Consider the following 12,974-nt stretch of genomic DNA (forward strand, 5'->3'; position numbering starts at 1 on the left):
AACAGGCCAGACTGGTCGCATGCGGATACTCGTTGTCGACGACGATCGGGCCGTCCGGGAGTCGCTGCGGCGCTCCCTGGAGTTCAACGGCTACCAGGTCGACGTCGCCGGTGACGGCGCGCAGGCGTTGGAGAAGGTCGTCGCCGAGCGGCCGGACGCCATGGTGCTGGACGTCATGATGCCGCGCCTCGACGGGCTCGAGGTGGCGCGCCGGCTACGCAGCACCGGAGACGACCTGCCGATCCTGGTGCTCACCGCGCGCGACACCGTGTCCGACCGCGTGTCCGGCCTCGACGCCGGCGCCGACGACTACCTGCCGAAGCCGTTCGCGCTGGAGGAGCTGCTCGCTCGCCTGCGGGCGCTGTTGCGCAGGGCGGGCGCCGAGTCGCAGTCGCACGGCGCGGAGGTGCTCAGCTTCGCCGACCTCACGCTGGACCCCGACACCCGGGAGGTGCGCCGGGGCGAGCGGCGGATCAGCCTCACCCGCACCGAGTTCGCCCTGCTCGAGCTGTTCATGACCTACCCGAAGCACGTGCTCACGCGCAGCCGGATCCTCGAGGAGGTCTGGGGCTACGACTTCCCGACCTCCGGCAACGCGCTGGAGGTCTACGTCGGCTACCTGCGGCGCAAGACCGAGGCGGACGGCGAACCGCGGTTGATCCACACCGTGCGCGGGGTCGGTTACGTCCTGCGGGAGACGCCTCCGTGACCCAGCAGGCAGCGCCCGCGAGCATGGCCGGGACGCCGATCGCGAGGGGCCGGCCTGACGAGCCCCGGCGGCGGATCTCGCTGCGCACCCGCGTCATGCTGCTCGCCGCGACCTGCGTGGGCGGCACCGTGGCGCTGGTGTCGCTCGTGGCGTTCCTGACGGTGCGCGACAACCTGTACGAGCAGTTCGACGCCAACCTCACCGAACGCGCGGCGGCCGCGGCCGACAGCGTGCCCGTGGTGTCGCGCTTCCGGCAGATCCCGGTGGCCGTGCTGGTCGGCAGTGACATCCAGATCGGACTCCTGCAGGCGAACGGCCTGCTGTTCTATCCCGACAGTGGCACGGCGCCGCCGTGGGGCCGCCAGGAGCTGGCGGTGGCGACGGGTGGCGCCGAGCAGTCGTTGCGCACGGACCCCGAGACGAACATGCGCGTGGTCGCGCTGAGCTCGGGGCCGGGGCAGGCGCTGGTGCTCGCCCAGTCGCTCGAGCCGACCGAGCACACGTTGAAAGATCTGTCGTTCGTGCTGCTGTTGTTCGGCGGAGCGGGCATCGTGGTGGCCGCGGCCGCGGGCACGGCGGTCGCGCGCACGGCGCTGAGACCGGTCGAACGCCTGACCTCGGCCACCGAGCGCGTGGCCAGCACGATGGACCTACGGCCGATCCCGGTCACCGGCGACGACGAGCTGTCCAGGCTCACCCACAGCTTCAACACCATGCTGTCGGCCGTGGCCGAGTCGCAGGAGCGGCAACGCCAGCTCGTGGCGGACGCCGGGCACGAACTGCGCACGCCGTTGACCTCGCTGCGCACGAACCTGGAGCTGCTGCTGTCGGCGAGCAGGCAGGGCTCGCCCGCGCTCGCCGAGGACGTCCGTGCCGAGATCGAGGCCGACATCCGCGGCCAGCTCGACGAGCTCACCCAGCTCATCGGTGACCTCGTCGAGCTGGCGCGGGACAGCGGACCGCAGCAGCACGTCGAACGCGTCGACCTCGCCGAGGTGGTCGAGCGGGCGCTCGACCGCGCCCGCAGGCGGGCGGGCGACACCGAGTTCGACGTGGAGCTCCAGCCCTGGGTGCTGACCGGGGACCCGGGCGTGCTCGAACGCGCGGTGTTGAACCTGCTCGACAACGCCGTGAAGTTCTCGCCGCACGGCTCGACGGTGACGGTGCGGCTGCGGCAGCTCGGCGACGGCACGGCCGTGGTGGAGATCGGTGATGCCGGGCCGGGCATCGCGCCGGAGGACCTGCCGAAGGTCTTCGAGCGCTTCTACCGTTCCCGCGAGGCGCGCACACTCCCCGGGTCCGGCCTGGGCCTGGCGATCGTGAAGCAGGCGGCCGAGCGGCACGGCGGCACGGTCTACGCGGGATCGAATCCCGATGGCGGCGCGTTGATGACCATCCGGCTGCCCGGGGTTGCCGGCTGACCGGCGTCCACCTCTCGCCGCCGCGGCAGCGGATCACACCACCAACGGCTGTTGGATCATGTAGAATTTTGTGTAGTTAGGTGTGATTCGGCGGGACGGCGGGAGACTACGCGAGTGCTGGCGCGGCAGCGGCAAGCGATCATCCTCGAGGAGGCTCAGCGCACCGGCGCGGTACGCGTCAGCGACCTGGTGGAGCGGCTGGGCGTCTCGGACATGACCGTGCGCCGGGACCTCGACGTCCTCGCGAGCCGTGGCCTGGTCGAGAAGGTCTACGGCGGCGCCACCACGATCACCGGCCGCAGCACCGACGAGCCCGGGTTCGAGGCCAAGTCCGTCCGGCAGCGGGAGCAGAAGGAAGCCATCGCCGAACTCGCAGCGAGCCTCGTGAAACCGGGCACCGCCATCGGGATCTCGGCCGGAACCACCACGTGGACGTTCGCTCGCGCGCTCGACGGCATCCCCGACCTCACCATCGTCACCAACTCGGTCCGCGTCGCCGACATCCTGCACGACTCCGGACAGACCGACCGGACCGTCGTGCTCACCGGCGGCGTGCGGACGCCCTCCGACGCGCTGGTGGGTCCGGTCGCCGTGCAAAGCCTGCGCAGCCTGCACCTGGACCTCGTCTTCCTCGGCGTGCACGGCATGGCCGAGGGTCCCGGCTTCACCACGCCGAACCTCACCGAGAGCGAGACCGACCGGGCACTGGTGGAGGCGGGGCGCAAACTCGTCGTGCTCGCCGACCACACCAAGTGGGGCACGGTCGGCATCAGCACCATCGCCGACCTCGCCGACGCGGGCGTGGTGGTCAGCGACACCGGACTGCCCGAGGACGCCAGGAAAGTGCTGTCCGAGAACGCCGGCGAACTCCTGATCGCCGACCCGGAGCGCCGGGCGGAGGCGGACGAGTGAGAAAGACCGTGCGCCACCTCGCCGATGGCCGCGAGATCCTGTACTTCGACGACACACCGGACGCCCCGCCGCGGGAGGCGGTCGACACCCGGGACATCCCGCCGGTGGCCGCCGCGTCCGAGATCCGCCGCGACCCGCTCACCGGCGAGTGGGTGGTGCTGGCCGCCCACCGCCAGACGCGGACCTACAAGCCGCCCGCCGATCTCTGCCCGTTGTGTCCCACCAAGCCCGGCAAACCGAGCGAGGTGCCCGAGAGCGACTACGACGTCGTGGTGTTCGAGAACCGGTTCCCGTCGCTGGCCCAGGGCGTGCCGGGTGAGGCGGCCACCGTGGACGGCGCGGGCCTGGTGCCCGTGGCGCCCGGCCGCGGTCGTTGCGAGGTCGTGTGCTTCACCAGCGACCACCACCGTTCCTTCGGCGAGCTCAGCCCGCAGCGGGTGCGCACGGTCGTCGACGTGTGGGCCGACCGCACGGCGGCGCTGTCCACACTCGACGACGTCGAACAGGTCTTCCTCTTCGAGAACCGCGGCGAGGAGATCGGCGTCACGCTCCACCATCCGCACGGCCAGATCTACGCCTACCCGTTCGTCACGCCGCGCACCGAACGGATGCTCGACACCGCGGCCGCCTACCGGGCCGAGCACGGCAGGCACGTTCTCGGCGACGTCCTGGCCGCCGAACGGAAAGCGGGCACCCGCATCGTGGCCGAGGGCGAGCACTGGACGGCGTTCGTCCCGCCGGCGGCGCGGTGGCCGGTGCAGGTGCAGGTGGTGCCGCACCGGCAGGTCGCGGACCTCACCGAACTCGACGACGCCGAGCGCGACGACTTCGCCCGCGTCTACCTGGGCGTGCTGCGTCGCTGTGACGGCCTTTACGGACGCCCGCTGCCCTACGTCGCCGGCTGGTACCAGGCACCCAAGCACCGCGACCGGGAACTGTCGTGGCTTCACCTCGAACTGTTCTCGGTGCTGCGGACGGCTGACAAGCTGAAGTACCTCGCCGGGTCCGAGTCGGGCATGGCGGTGTGGGTCAACGACGCGACGCCGGAGCAGATCGCCGGCCGGCTTCGCGCCGCGGCCACACTCTCGTCCTGAGCACAGTCGCTGTTCAGCAAGCTCTCAGGGGCATGCCCCATCATGGGCGTATGACGGAGAACGACCCGAACGCTGCGGACAAGTCCGGCACTCCGGCATCGGGAACTCCCGACCAGGGGGCCTGGCCGGGTGAGGCGAACCCCAATCCGTGGTCCGCGCAGAGCGCGCACGGGCAGCCGGGGAACGCACACGGGCAGGCGGGAAATCCGTATGCCGGCCCCCAGTACCCGCACACGGCCACGTATCCGGCGGCGTCGATGCCGGGTTCCGGTGCGAGCGAACCCCGGCCACGCGCCGGCGCGGGCAAGCTGGTCGCCGGGGTCGCGTTGCTGGCGCTGCTCGTCGGAGGCGGGGCCGGTGCCGCGGGCGGCTACCTGGCCGCCGAGAACGCCTCCTCCGGCGGCGGCACCTCCGTCAACGCGCTCGAGCAGGAGCCGCCTGCCAGGCAGACGGGCAACCCGCCCGCGGGCAGCGTCGAGTCCGTCGCCCAGAAGCTGGGGCCCAGCGTCGTGCAGCTGCGGACGCAGGGCAGTGCGGGCGCGGGTGAGGGCTCCGGCTTCATCATCAGCGCCGACGGCTACATCCTCACCAACAACCACGTGATCGCGGGTGCCGCCGACGGCGGCCGCATCGAGGTGGTGTTCCAGGACGGCCAGCGCGCCGAGGCGTCGATCGTGGGCCGGGACCCGACAACGGACATCGCCGTGGTGCGCGCCGAGGACGCCCGCAATCTGCCCACCGTCGAGCTGGGCCGTTCGGACGACCTGCGGGTCGGCCAGCAGGTGGTGGCCATCGGTTCGCCGTACGAGCTCGCCGGCACGGTGACCTCCGGCATCGTCAGCTCCCTGCATCGCCCCGTGACCGCCGGCGGGCAGGGCGATCAGACCACGGTGATGGATGCCATCCAGACCGACGCCGCGATCAACCCGGGCAACTCGGGTGGCCCGCTCGCCAACATGGCGGGCCAGGTCATCGGTATCAACTCGGCCATCTACAGCCCCCAGGCCTCCTCCGGCTTCGGCCAGCAGGAGGGTGGAAATGTCGGCATCGGGTTCGCCATCCCGATCGACCAGGCCCGGCGCACCGCCGACGACATCATCCAGAACGGCCACGCGACACAGACCTACATCGGTGCCACCGTGGGTGACGCTCCGGGCGGCGGCGCGGCGATCGGCGAGGTGTTCGCCGGCAGCCCCGCCGAGAAGGCCGGGCTGAAGGCGGGCGACGTCGTGACCAAGCTCGACGACCGCGTGATCGACGATGCCAACACCCTCGTCGCGGCCATCCGCACGCGGGCGCCCGGTGAGCAGGTGACCCTGACGCTGTCCGGCAACCGCACCCTCGAGGTGACCCTCGGCGGACAGCCGGTGGGAGGCAACTGACCACCCAGTCGCTCGGCCGCAGGGCGCGGCCGAGACCAACCCCGTGTTCGCCGCGCAGGCGAGCCCGCCATGACCGCGCGCAACCGGTGCCATGCGGCCGGTTGCGCGCGGTCGCGCGTGTGCCGGGTCGTCACGGGATGGTCCGGACCTCGCTCTCCACATCGGACCGTCGCGTGTGCCGGCGACGCAACCGGCCCGCGACGTGCCGGGCAGCACACACCGGTGTCGGCCGTGCTCCGCATTCCGGGCTCGTCCTACTACGGTGGTGACCATGGAACGGAGTGCACAGCGGCTCGGCCGCGCTCTGGTGGTGGTCGTGGACGACCGGACCGCCCAAGGGGAAACCGAGGACTCGATCGGTCCGCTGGTGACCGAGCTGCTCGAGGAGGCCGGCTTCATCGTCGACGGGTCCGTCGTGGTGCGCGCGGACACGGTGGAGATCCGCAACGCGCTCAACACGGCTGTCATCGGAGGCGTCGACCTGGTGCTCACCGTGGGTGGGACAGGAGTCTCGCCGCGCGACGTCACACCGGATGCCACGGCCGGCGTGCTCGACCGCCCGATCCCGGGCATCGGTGAGGCCCTGCGGTCGTCCGGTTTGGCCGCCGGTGCGATCGATGCCGGAATTTCCCGTGGCCTCGTCGGGGTCTCGGGCAGCACACTGGTGGTGAACCTCGCGGGCTCGCGCGCCGCCGTGCGCGACGGCATGGCCACCCTGTCGGCCCTGCTGCCGTACGTCATCGAGGAGCTCTCCGGGCTCGACGAGGACTGACAGCACGAGCGCAGCGAAGGCCTTCGGCATGCCACGGGACGAACACGAGCCACAGCGACGCCCTGAGCCACCTCGTCGATCCCGGCGCGAGCTCGACGAGGTGTTCGGGGACGTCCTGCCGGAGACGACATCGGACGAGCGCGACCCGAAGCCGGGCCGCTCCTCGGCCGACGACTGGTACCTGGAGAACCGGCCGCCCCATCACGACCGGTGATCCGGGCGGTCAGGCGTTGTCGCGCACCCGCTGTTCCTTGAGCAGGTCGCGGATCTCCTGCAGCAGCTCGACATCCGTGGGCTCCGCCGGACCCTCTTCCTGGCCACGCTTGCGGCGCTCCTGAATCTTCTGCATCGGCAGCACCAGGATGAAGTACACGACCGCGGCGATGATCACGAAGTTGATCGCCGCATTGATGACCGAGCCGAAGTCGAGGAACGTCGAGTCGTTGCCACCGAGGATGTTGAAGCCCAGCCCCTTGGCGGCATCGGAACCGCCGATCGTGTTGATCAACGGCTTGATCAGGCCATTGGTGAACGCCGTCACAATCGCGGTGAAGGCCGTACCGATGACGACCGCGACCGCGAGTTCCACGACGTTGCCGCGCATCAGGAAATCCTTGAAGCCCTTCAGCACGCCGCACTCCCTTCCACATAGGACTTTGTCGCTAGCGGAGGGTAACGGTCACGGGCTGGGCGAGCGAAACGGCGGCGAGGTCGGAAGCGAGGCCCGTCCGCACCGCCAGCAGCACCAGCGGACCGCCGTCGACGCCGGGCGGACCGTCGCGGGACGAGCCCGGTGACGTGATCACCGAGAGCACCGACACGTCGTCCGCCAGCACCTGGCCGCGCTGTTCAGCGGCCGTCAGGGAGACCACGTCGACCCGGATTCCGGGGTGCAGCAGTGGCGTCACGTCCGGTTCGGCGAGCCGCACCGGAACGGTCACCGTGCCGGGTGGTGCGAGGTGTGGGCCGGCCAGCCGGGTGTCGGTGACAGGTTCACCCGCGCGGGCGACACCGACGAGGCGGCGTCCGGCCACGAGCGCCGGGTCGCTGAGCGTGCCGGCGGGCCGGTGCGCGGCGGGGAGGTCGACGCGCCGGACATCGTCCGGCCCCAGCGGCGCCCCCAGTGGGAGATCACGCGCGAAGACGAGGGCGGGCTCGCCGCGTTCCCCGTCCGCGGTCGCCGGGTGAGCGGCGAGAGCGGCCGCGAGCAGAAAGAGGCCGACGGCGAGCGCACGCCGGATGAGTGTCGCGGGCCGCGTCCGCAGCGACGAGGGCAGGCGCAGGCGCCGCCCGGAAGGTTTGGTCATCGACGTCCCCCAGTGATCGGGCCGAGGGCACGTCCACCCTCGACCCGATCGACGCTAGGAGAGCCTCTCCACGGCGGGGAAGCGGCGAATCACCAACCTGTGGACAACGGGGGTGATGTGGATAACCGGTCCGTCAGGAGGCGGCCGAGCTCGTGGTGGACGCGCTTGTCGACGAGGAGCTCGAGGAGCTCGCCGAGGACGAGGAGCCGTTCGAGTCCGACTTCGAGCTCTCGGAACCGGACGAACTGGACGAACCGTTCGACTTGCCGCTCGAGCTGGTGGACGAGCGCGAGTCGGTGCGGTAGAAGCCGCTGCCCTTGAAGATGACGCCTACCGATCCGAACAGCTTGCGCAGCTTCCCGTTGCATTCCGGGCAGTCGGTCAGGCTGGCGTCGGAAAACGACTGGACCACCTCGAACTGGTGGCCACACTCCTTACAGGCGTACTGATAGGTCGGCACGGGCGCTCCTTCGGGCATTGGCACTCGACTCGTCAGAGTGCTAACGCAATTTTGCGGTATGGCATTCCGGCGGCGCAATCGAGTCCCGGTCACACCGGGTGCGCGTCCGGGAGCTCGACCAGACCACGACCTGGCGTGAGCACGCCCGTCATCCGCACGTCGTGCGACTCGGCAGGAAGCCGGTCCACCAGCTCCGTGTCGCGGATCACGGCCACCAGTCGCGTGTCCGGCGCCGCGAACACCAGCGAGCGGTCGTAATACCCGGCTCCCCGGCCGAGCCGCACTCCCTGCCGATCCACCGCCAGCGCCGGCAGCAGCACCACGTCCGCCTCGCCGATCGCGCGCGTCCCCAGCCGTGGCCCGCCCGGTTCCAGCACGCCGCGGAACCGGCCCGGGACCAGACCGGACGTGCCCGCGTACTCGGCCCAGTCCAAGGGGCCGGGCGCGTCGGGGACCACCGGGAGCAGCACCCGGGCGCCGGCGTCCCGGAGCACGTCGAGCAGGACGATCGAGCCCGGTTCGGAACCGAACGGCACGTAACAGCACGCCGTGGACAGCCCGGCGGCGGCGAGCTTCCGCACCGCGTGGGCGAGCGCGCCCGCCTCGGCCACGCGCTGCTGCGCGGAGATCGCGGCGCGCCCGGCGGTGATCCGCGCCCGCCACTGCGCCTTGCTGAGCTCCTGGGCCTCACCGACCTCCCGCGCGTCCTCGTCGGGCATCGGCAGGTTCACGTCCGGTTCCTCCGGTGGCAGGGGCTCGGCTGGCCGTGTCGCTGGTTGTCATTGTCCGCCTGATTCGCTACGTCAAGCTAGGCTTTGCGGTCATGACGGGCCCCACGAGTGATAACACGTTCCGCACGGCCATCGTCCCCGCGGCGGGCCTTGGCACCAGATTCCTCCCGGCCACCAAGGCCGTGCCCAAGGAGCTGTTGCCGGTCGTGGACACGCCCGGCATCGAGCTGGTCGCGGACGAGGCGGCGCAGGCAGGCGCGGCACGTATGGTCGTCGTCACATCGCCCGACAAGCAGTCGGTGGTCGAGTACTTCCGCAACCGGCCCGATCTGGAGAGCACGCTCGAACGCAAGGGAAAGACAGCGCTGCTGGAGAAGGTGCGCCGCGCGCCGGCCCTGCTCGACGTCGAGGTGGCCATCCAGGAGGAGGCGCTCGGGCTGGGGCACGCCGTCGCGCAGGCCGAGCCGAACCTGACCGACGAGGACACGGCCGTCGCCGTCCTGCTCCCGGACGACCTGGTGCTCCCCATCGGCGTGCTCAGCAAGATGGCCGAGGTCCGGGCGCGCCACGGCGGCAGCGTCCTGTGCGCCTTCGACATCCCGAAGGAGCAGATCTCGCCGTACGGCGTGTTCGACGTCACCGACACCGACGATGCCGACGTCAAGCGCGTGCACGGCATGGTCGAGAAGCCCGCGCCGGAGGAGGCACCGTCCACCTACGCCGCGGCCGGCCGGTACCTGCTCGATCGCGCGATCTTCGACGCCCTGCGCCGGATCGAGCCCGGCACGGGCGGCGAGCTGCAACTGACCGACGCGGTGGCCTTGCTGATCGCCGAGGGACACCCGGTGCATATCGTGGTGCACCGTGGCGGCAGGCACGACCTGGGCAATCCGGGTGGCTTCCTGCGCGCCGCCGTGGACTTCGCGCTGCGGAACCCCGATTACGGACCCTCGCTGCGTGACTGGCTGAAGGAACGAATCGAGAACGCCGACTGATGAGCGAACGCGAGCCGAGCACCGCCCCGACCCCGGACGCCGACGGCTTCCGGTCGGTCGACGAGCAGCTCTCCCTGGCATTGAGCGCCGCCGTGCGGCCGCGCCCGGTGCGGGTGGCCATCTCCGAGGCGCAGGGACTGCTCTGTGCCGAGGAGGTGGTGGCCGAGCAGGCGCTGCCCGGGTTCGACCAGGCGGCGGTGGACGGCTACGCGGTCCGCAGCGTCGACGTGCGTACCGCGGGCCAGGAGCCCGTCACCCTTCCCGTGGTCGGGGAGATCCAGGCCGGGTCGCGTCAGCCGCGCCGGCTTCAGCCCGGTCAGGCGGTGCGCGTGGCCACGGGCGCGCCGCTGCCGACGCTCGCCGACGCCGTCGTGCCCACGGCGTTCACCGACGGGCACCAGGCCAAGGTCACCGTGCACCGGTCCGTGCCGTCGGCGGGTTACGTGCGGCGGACCGGCGAGGACGTCCAGATCGGGGACGTCGCCGTCCGTGCCGGTGACACGATCGGATCGGCCCAGGTCGGCCTGCTCGCGGCGGTCGGCCGTTCGAAGGTGCTCGTGTACCCGAGGCCGCGGGTGTCGATCATCTCGGTGGGCGACGAGCTCGTGGACGTCGATCGCACGCCGTCGGTGGGCCAGGTCTACGACGTCAACTCCTACGCGCTCGCCGCCGCCGCGCGGGACGCCGGCGCGGAGGTGAGCCGGGTCGGCATCGTGCCGCTCGACCCCAAGCGGCTCCGCGAGACGGTCGAGGGCCGGCTGCTGATGTCCGAGGTCGTCGTGGTCGCGGGCGGCGCGGGCGGCACCACCGGCGAGGAGGTGCACGCGGCCCTGTCGGATCTCGGCCAGATCGACGTGCACCGGGTCGCCATGCACCCGGGCTCGGTGCAGGGGTTCGGCAAGCTCGGCCCGGATTCGGTGCCCACGTTCCTCGTGCCCGCCAACCCGATGAGCGCGCTCGTCGTGTTCGAGGTGATGATCCGCCCGCTCATCCGCGCCGCGCGGGGTACTCGCAACCCGCACCGCCGGGTCGTCGAGGCGAAGCTCCTCTCACCCGTCACGTCCACTGCCGGGCGCAAGGGGTTCCTGCGTGGCCAGCTGCTCCGTGACGAGAGCAACGGCGAGTACCTCGTGCAGCCGCTCGGCATGTCCGGCGCGCACCTGCTCGCGTCGCTCGCGGAGGCCAACTGCCTCATCAACATCGACGAGGAGCTCACCGAGGTGGCCGCGGGGGAGCAGGTCAAGGTGACCTTCCTGGCCCAGCGGGCGTAGCGACGGCGATGTCGTCGCAGGTGTATGCCGGCCCGTACGGTGCGGAGCCGCGTCACCCGGGCTGGCCGGCCAGACTGGGACCGCTCCTGGTGCCCGCGGGCAGGCTGGAACTGCGGCCGATCCGGTTGCGTGATGCCGCCGACTGGAGTCGTATCCGGCTGCGGGACCGCGCCTACCTCGAGGAATGGGAGCCCACCGCGACGGGTCCGTGGGGTGACCGCAACGCGCGCTGGTCGTGGCCGCCGCAGTGCATGTCGCTGCGCTCGCTCGCCCGTCGCGGGCAGTGCCTGCCGTTCGCGATCACGGTCGACGGGGAGTTCGCCGGGCAGATCACGGTGGGCAACATCATCAGGGCTTCGCTGCGCTCGGCGTGGGTGGGTTACTGGGTGTCGTCCAAGCTCGCGGGTCGTGGTGTGGCGACGGCCGCTGTGGCGTTGGTCACCGACCACGCGTTCACGGCGGCGGGGTTGCACCGGCTCGAGGCGACCGTTCGGCCGGAGAACGCCGCCAGCGTGCGGGTGCTCACCAAGGCGGGATATCGCCAGGAGGGTCTGTTCCTGCGCTACCTCGACGTCGCGGGGGCGTGGCGGGACCATCTGAGCTTCGCCATCACCGCGGAGGAAACGGGCAAGGGTGTGGTGGCCCGGCTCGTGGCGGAAGGGCTGGCGCAGCGCCCCGAACAGCGTTAACTACGCGTGAGTTCACCACCGGACTCAGTGATGCCAATCCGTGATACGCCCGGCGAGCCTCCGGGTTTTCTGTTACTCGTGTGACTAGCGTGACGAGAGTCAGCGTGGAGACATGAGGGAGTGGGGCGGTCCGTGGACCGCGCGGTTCCACGACGACCGAGCAAGGTCGGGGGAGGTGACGGGAGATGCCAAGCTCGTTGATCATCGTCGGGCTCGCGGCGGCGTGGCTTGTCGTTCTCGTTCCCATGGTGGCGCGCAAGCGTCAGGAGATTACGCAGACCAATGATTCCGCGTTGGCTGCCCGGGTCGTGCGGAGCGGGAGTACACGCAACGAGTGGCGGAGGGAGTTCGCCGTGTCCCGAGACGCGAAGACGCGCGAGGACCTGGCCGAGGCCGAGTACGACGAGGACCTCGACGACTACGACGCCGAATTCGACGATGCCGACGACACCGAGCCGGAGCCGGAGCCGGAGCCGGTGCGCAGGCCGGTCGCCGAGGAGCGGCCTGCCCGCAGGTACCGGCCCGGGCGCGGCGGGTTCGACCCCGAGGCCGCCGAGATGGCGGCTCGCGCGAAGTACGCCTTCCGGCAGCGGGTCGTCCTGGGCCTGATCATCGCGGCCGTGCTGACCGCGATCGTCGCCGCGGTCGTGCTGCCGGTGGTGTGGTGGGCGCACGGCGCCGTCGACGTGACACTGGCCGGCTACCTCGTCTACCTGCGACGCCAGGTGCGCATCGAGGAGGAGATCCGGCAACGGCGCATGGCCCGGTACGCGGGGGCGGCGCGTCGTCCAGTCCACCGGCCGGAGTCCGAGGAGCACATCGCCGACGTCGAGGTGGCCCGCCCGCGGCCGCGCCGGGAGCTCGTCAACCTCGAGCGCAGGCAGGCGCCGCCGGCCGCACGCCCGCCGCGCAACGCCGTGGTCGTGGACCTGGACGACGAGGACCCCGCCTTTCACGAGCTCGACGACCCCGGCGAGCTGCCGTACCGGCGGGCCGCGGGAGAGTAGGACCCCCCTGCTCGGTGGGCATGGCACCACTGTTATGCTCATCGAGCAATCCCAAGGGGCTGTAGCGCAGTTGGTAGCGCGTCTCGTTCGCATCGAGAAGGTCAGGGGTTCGATTCCCCTCAGCTCCACCCTAGGGGTCTTACTAGAACAAGTGCCTGAATGAAGGCCACGAAGTAGGACCGTGACGCTTGACGGCGTGCAAGGACCACCCGCGTTGCGGGTGG

Annotated in this window: 15 protein-coding genes and 1 tRNA gene; 12 read left to right on the plus strand and 4 right to left on the minus strand. The window is 71.1% G+C overall.

Features of this window, described 5'->3' with window-relative positions; translation table 11 throughout:
• The first annotated feature begins 19 nt into the window (after positions 1–19).
• The 7 genes from ACFSZT_RS08595 to ACFSZT_RS08625 all read left to right on the plus strand — a co-directional run bounded on the left by ACFSZT_RS08595 (position 20) and on the right by ACFSZT_RS08625 (position 6,504).
• Positions 20–709, plus strand: a complete 690-nt coding sequence (locus ACFSZT_RS08595) for a response regulator transcription factor (protein WP_377389988.1) — start codon at positions 20–22, stop codon at positions 707–709.
• 23 nt (positions 710–732) lie between these two features.
• Positions 733–2,130, plus strand: a complete 1,398-nt coding sequence (locus ACFSZT_RS08600) for a sensor histidine kinase (protein ID WP_377390025.1) — start codon at positions 733–735, stop codon at positions 2,128–2,130.
• A 114-nt stretch (positions 2,131–2,244) separates the two neighbouring features.
• On the plus strand, positions 2,245–3,042 hold the full coding sequence (locus ACFSZT_RS08605; protein ID WP_377389990.1) for a DeoR/GlpR family DNA-binding transcription regulator: 798 nt from the start codon (positions 2,245–2,247) through the stop codon (positions 3,040–3,042).
• A complete protein-coding gene (galT, locus tag ACFSZT_RS08610) occupies positions 3,039–4,136 on the plus strand; it encodes a galactose-1-phosphate uridylyltransferase (protein WP_377389992.1) in 1,098 nt (365 codons plus the stop codon). The genes ACFSZT_RS08605 and galT overlap by 4 nt, the downstream gene beginning before the upstream one ends.
• Positions 4,137–4,186: 50 nt before the next feature.
• Entirely contained in the window at positions 4,187–5,518 is a 1,332-nt protein-coding gene (locus tag ACFSZT_RS08615) for a S1C family serine protease (RefSeq protein ID WP_377389995.1), read from the plus strand.
• A gap of 271 nt (positions 5,519–5,789) precedes the next feature.
• Positions 5,790–6,290 (plus strand): MogA/MoaB family molybdenum cofactor biosynthesis protein, encoded by a 501-nt coding sequence (locus ACFSZT_RS08620; RefSeq protein WP_377389997.1) that lies wholly within the window; start codon positions 5,790–5,792, stop codon positions 6,288–6,290.
• Between the two features lie 28 nt (positions 6,291–6,318).
• Entirely contained in the window at positions 6,319–6,504 is a 186-nt protein-coding gene (locus tag ACFSZT_RS08625; RefSeq protein WP_377389999.1) for a hypothetical protein, read from the plus strand.
• Between the two features lie 9 nt (positions 6,505–6,513).
• On the opposite strand, the gene mscL is transcribed toward ACFSZT_RS08625, so the two are convergent.
• From mscL to ACFSZT_RS08645, 4 genes are all read right to left on the minus strand, one after another.
• A complete protein-coding gene (gene mscL / locus ACFSZT_RS08630) occupies positions 6,514–6,921 on the minus strand; it encodes a large-conductance mechanosensitive channel protein MscL (protein WP_377390001.1) in 408 nt (135 codons plus the stop codon).
• A 31-nt stretch (positions 6,922–6,952) separates the two neighbouring features.
• Positions 6,953–7,597: an SAF domain-containing protein gene (locus ACFSZT_RS08635; RefSeq protein ID WP_377390003.1), complete on the minus strand. Its 645-nt coding sequence runs from the start codon at positions 7,595–7,597 to the stop codon at positions 6,953–6,955.
• Between the two features lie 133 nt (positions 7,598–7,730).
• Positions 7,731–8,057 carry an FmdB family zinc ribbon protein gene (locus ACFSZT_RS08640; RefSeq protein WP_377390005.1) on the minus strand — a complete coding sequence of 109 codons (327 nt, stop codon included), beginning with the start codon at positions 8,055–8,057 and terminating at the stop codon, positions 7,731–7,733.
• An 89-nt stretch (positions 8,058–8,146) separates the two neighbouring features.
• Positions 8,147–8,776, minus strand: a complete 630-nt coding sequence (locus ACFSZT_RS08645) for a 5-formyltetrahydrofolate cyclo-ligase (protein WP_377390027.1) — start codon at positions 8,774–8,776, stop codon at positions 8,147–8,149.
• A 104-nt stretch (positions 8,777–8,880) separates the two neighbouring features.
• On the opposite strand from ACFSZT_RS08645, the gene ACFSZT_RS08650 reads away from it, so the two are divergent.
• The 5 genes from ACFSZT_RS08650 (at position 8,881) to ACFSZT_RS08670 (ending at position 12,878) form a co-directional block, all read left to right on the plus strand.
• Positions 8,881–9,783: a UTP--glucose-1-phosphate uridylyltransferase gene (locus ACFSZT_RS08650; protein ID WP_377390007.1), complete on the plus strand. Its 903-nt coding sequence runs from the start codon at positions 8,881–8,883 to the stop codon at positions 9,781–9,783.
• Positions 9,783–11,054: a molybdotransferase-like divisome protein Glp gene (glp, locus tag ACFSZT_RS08655; RefSeq protein WP_377390009.1), complete on the plus strand. Its 1,272-nt coding sequence runs from the start codon at positions 9,783–9,785 to the stop codon at positions 11,052–11,054. The genes ACFSZT_RS08650 and glp overlap by 1 nt, the downstream gene beginning before the upstream one ends.
• Before the next feature lie 8 nt (positions 11,055–11,062).
• Positions 11,063–11,743, plus strand: a complete 681-nt coding sequence (locus ACFSZT_RS08660) for a GNAT family N-acetyltransferase (RefSeq protein WP_377390011.1) — start codon at positions 11,063–11,065, stop codon at positions 11,741–11,743.
• A 185-nt stretch (positions 11,744–11,928) separates the two neighbouring features.
• Positions 11,929–12,750, plus strand: coding sequence for a divisome protein SepX/GlpR (sepX, locus tag ACFSZT_RS08665; protein WP_377390013.1), 822 nt, complete (start codon positions 11,929–11,931; stop codon positions 12,748–12,750).
• Positions 12,751–12,805: 55 nt separating this feature from the next.
• Positions 12,806–12,878: transfer RNA gene (locus tag ACFSZT_RS08670), tRNA-Ala, on the plus strand.
• Positions 12,879–12,974: the final 96 nt, after the last annotated feature.

The organism is Prauserella oleivorans (assembly GCF_042685745.1).
Lineage (GTDB): Bacteria > Actinomycetota > Actinomycetes > Mycobacteriales > Pseudonocardiaceae > Prauserella_A > Prauserella_A oleivorans.

Coding starts and splice junctions, on each gene's coding strand:
- ACFSZT_RS08595 (WP_377389988.1), top strand. CDS start 20: ATGCGGATACTCGTTGTCGACGACGATCGGGCCGTCCGGGAGTCGCTG.
- ACFSZT_RS08600 (WP_377390025.1), top strand. CDS start 733: ATGGCCGGGACGCCGATCGCGAGGGGCCGGCCTGACGAGCCCCGGCGG.
- ACFSZT_RS08615 (WP_377389995.1), top strand. CDS start 4,187: ATGACGGAGAACGACCCGAACGCTGCGGACAAGTCCGGCACTCCGGCA.
- ACFSZT_RS08620 (WP_377389997.1), top strand. CDS start 5,790: ATGGAACGGAGTGCACAGCGGCTCGGCCGCGCTCTGGTGGTGGTCGTG.
- ACFSZT_RS08625 (WP_377389999.1), top strand. CDS start 6,319: ATGCCACGGGACGAACACGAGCCACAGCGACGCCCTGAGCCACCTCGT.
- ACFSZT_RS08635 (WP_377390003.1), bottom strand. CDS start 7,597: ATGACCAAACCTTCCGGGCGGCGCCTGCGCCTGCCCTCGTCGCTGCGG.
- ACFSZT_RS08645 (WP_377390027.1), bottom strand. CDS start 8,776: ATGCCCGACGAGGACGCGCGGGAGGTCGGTGAGGCCCAGGAGCTCAGC.
- ACFSZT_RS08650 (WP_377390007.1), top strand. CDS start 8,881: ATGACGGGCCCCACGAGTGATAACACGTTCCGCACGGCCATCGTCCCC.
- glp (WP_377390009.1), top strand. CDS start 9,783: ATGAGCGAACGCGAGCCGAGCACCGCCCCGACCCCGGACGCCGACGGC.
- ACFSZT_RS08660 (WP_377390011.1), top strand. CDS start 11,063: ATGTCGTCGCAGGTGTATGCCGGCCCGTACGGTGCGGAGCCGCGTCAC.
- sepX (WP_377390013.1), top strand. CDS start 11,929: ATGCCAAGCTCGTTGATCATCGTCGGGCTCGCGGCGGCGTGGCTTGTC.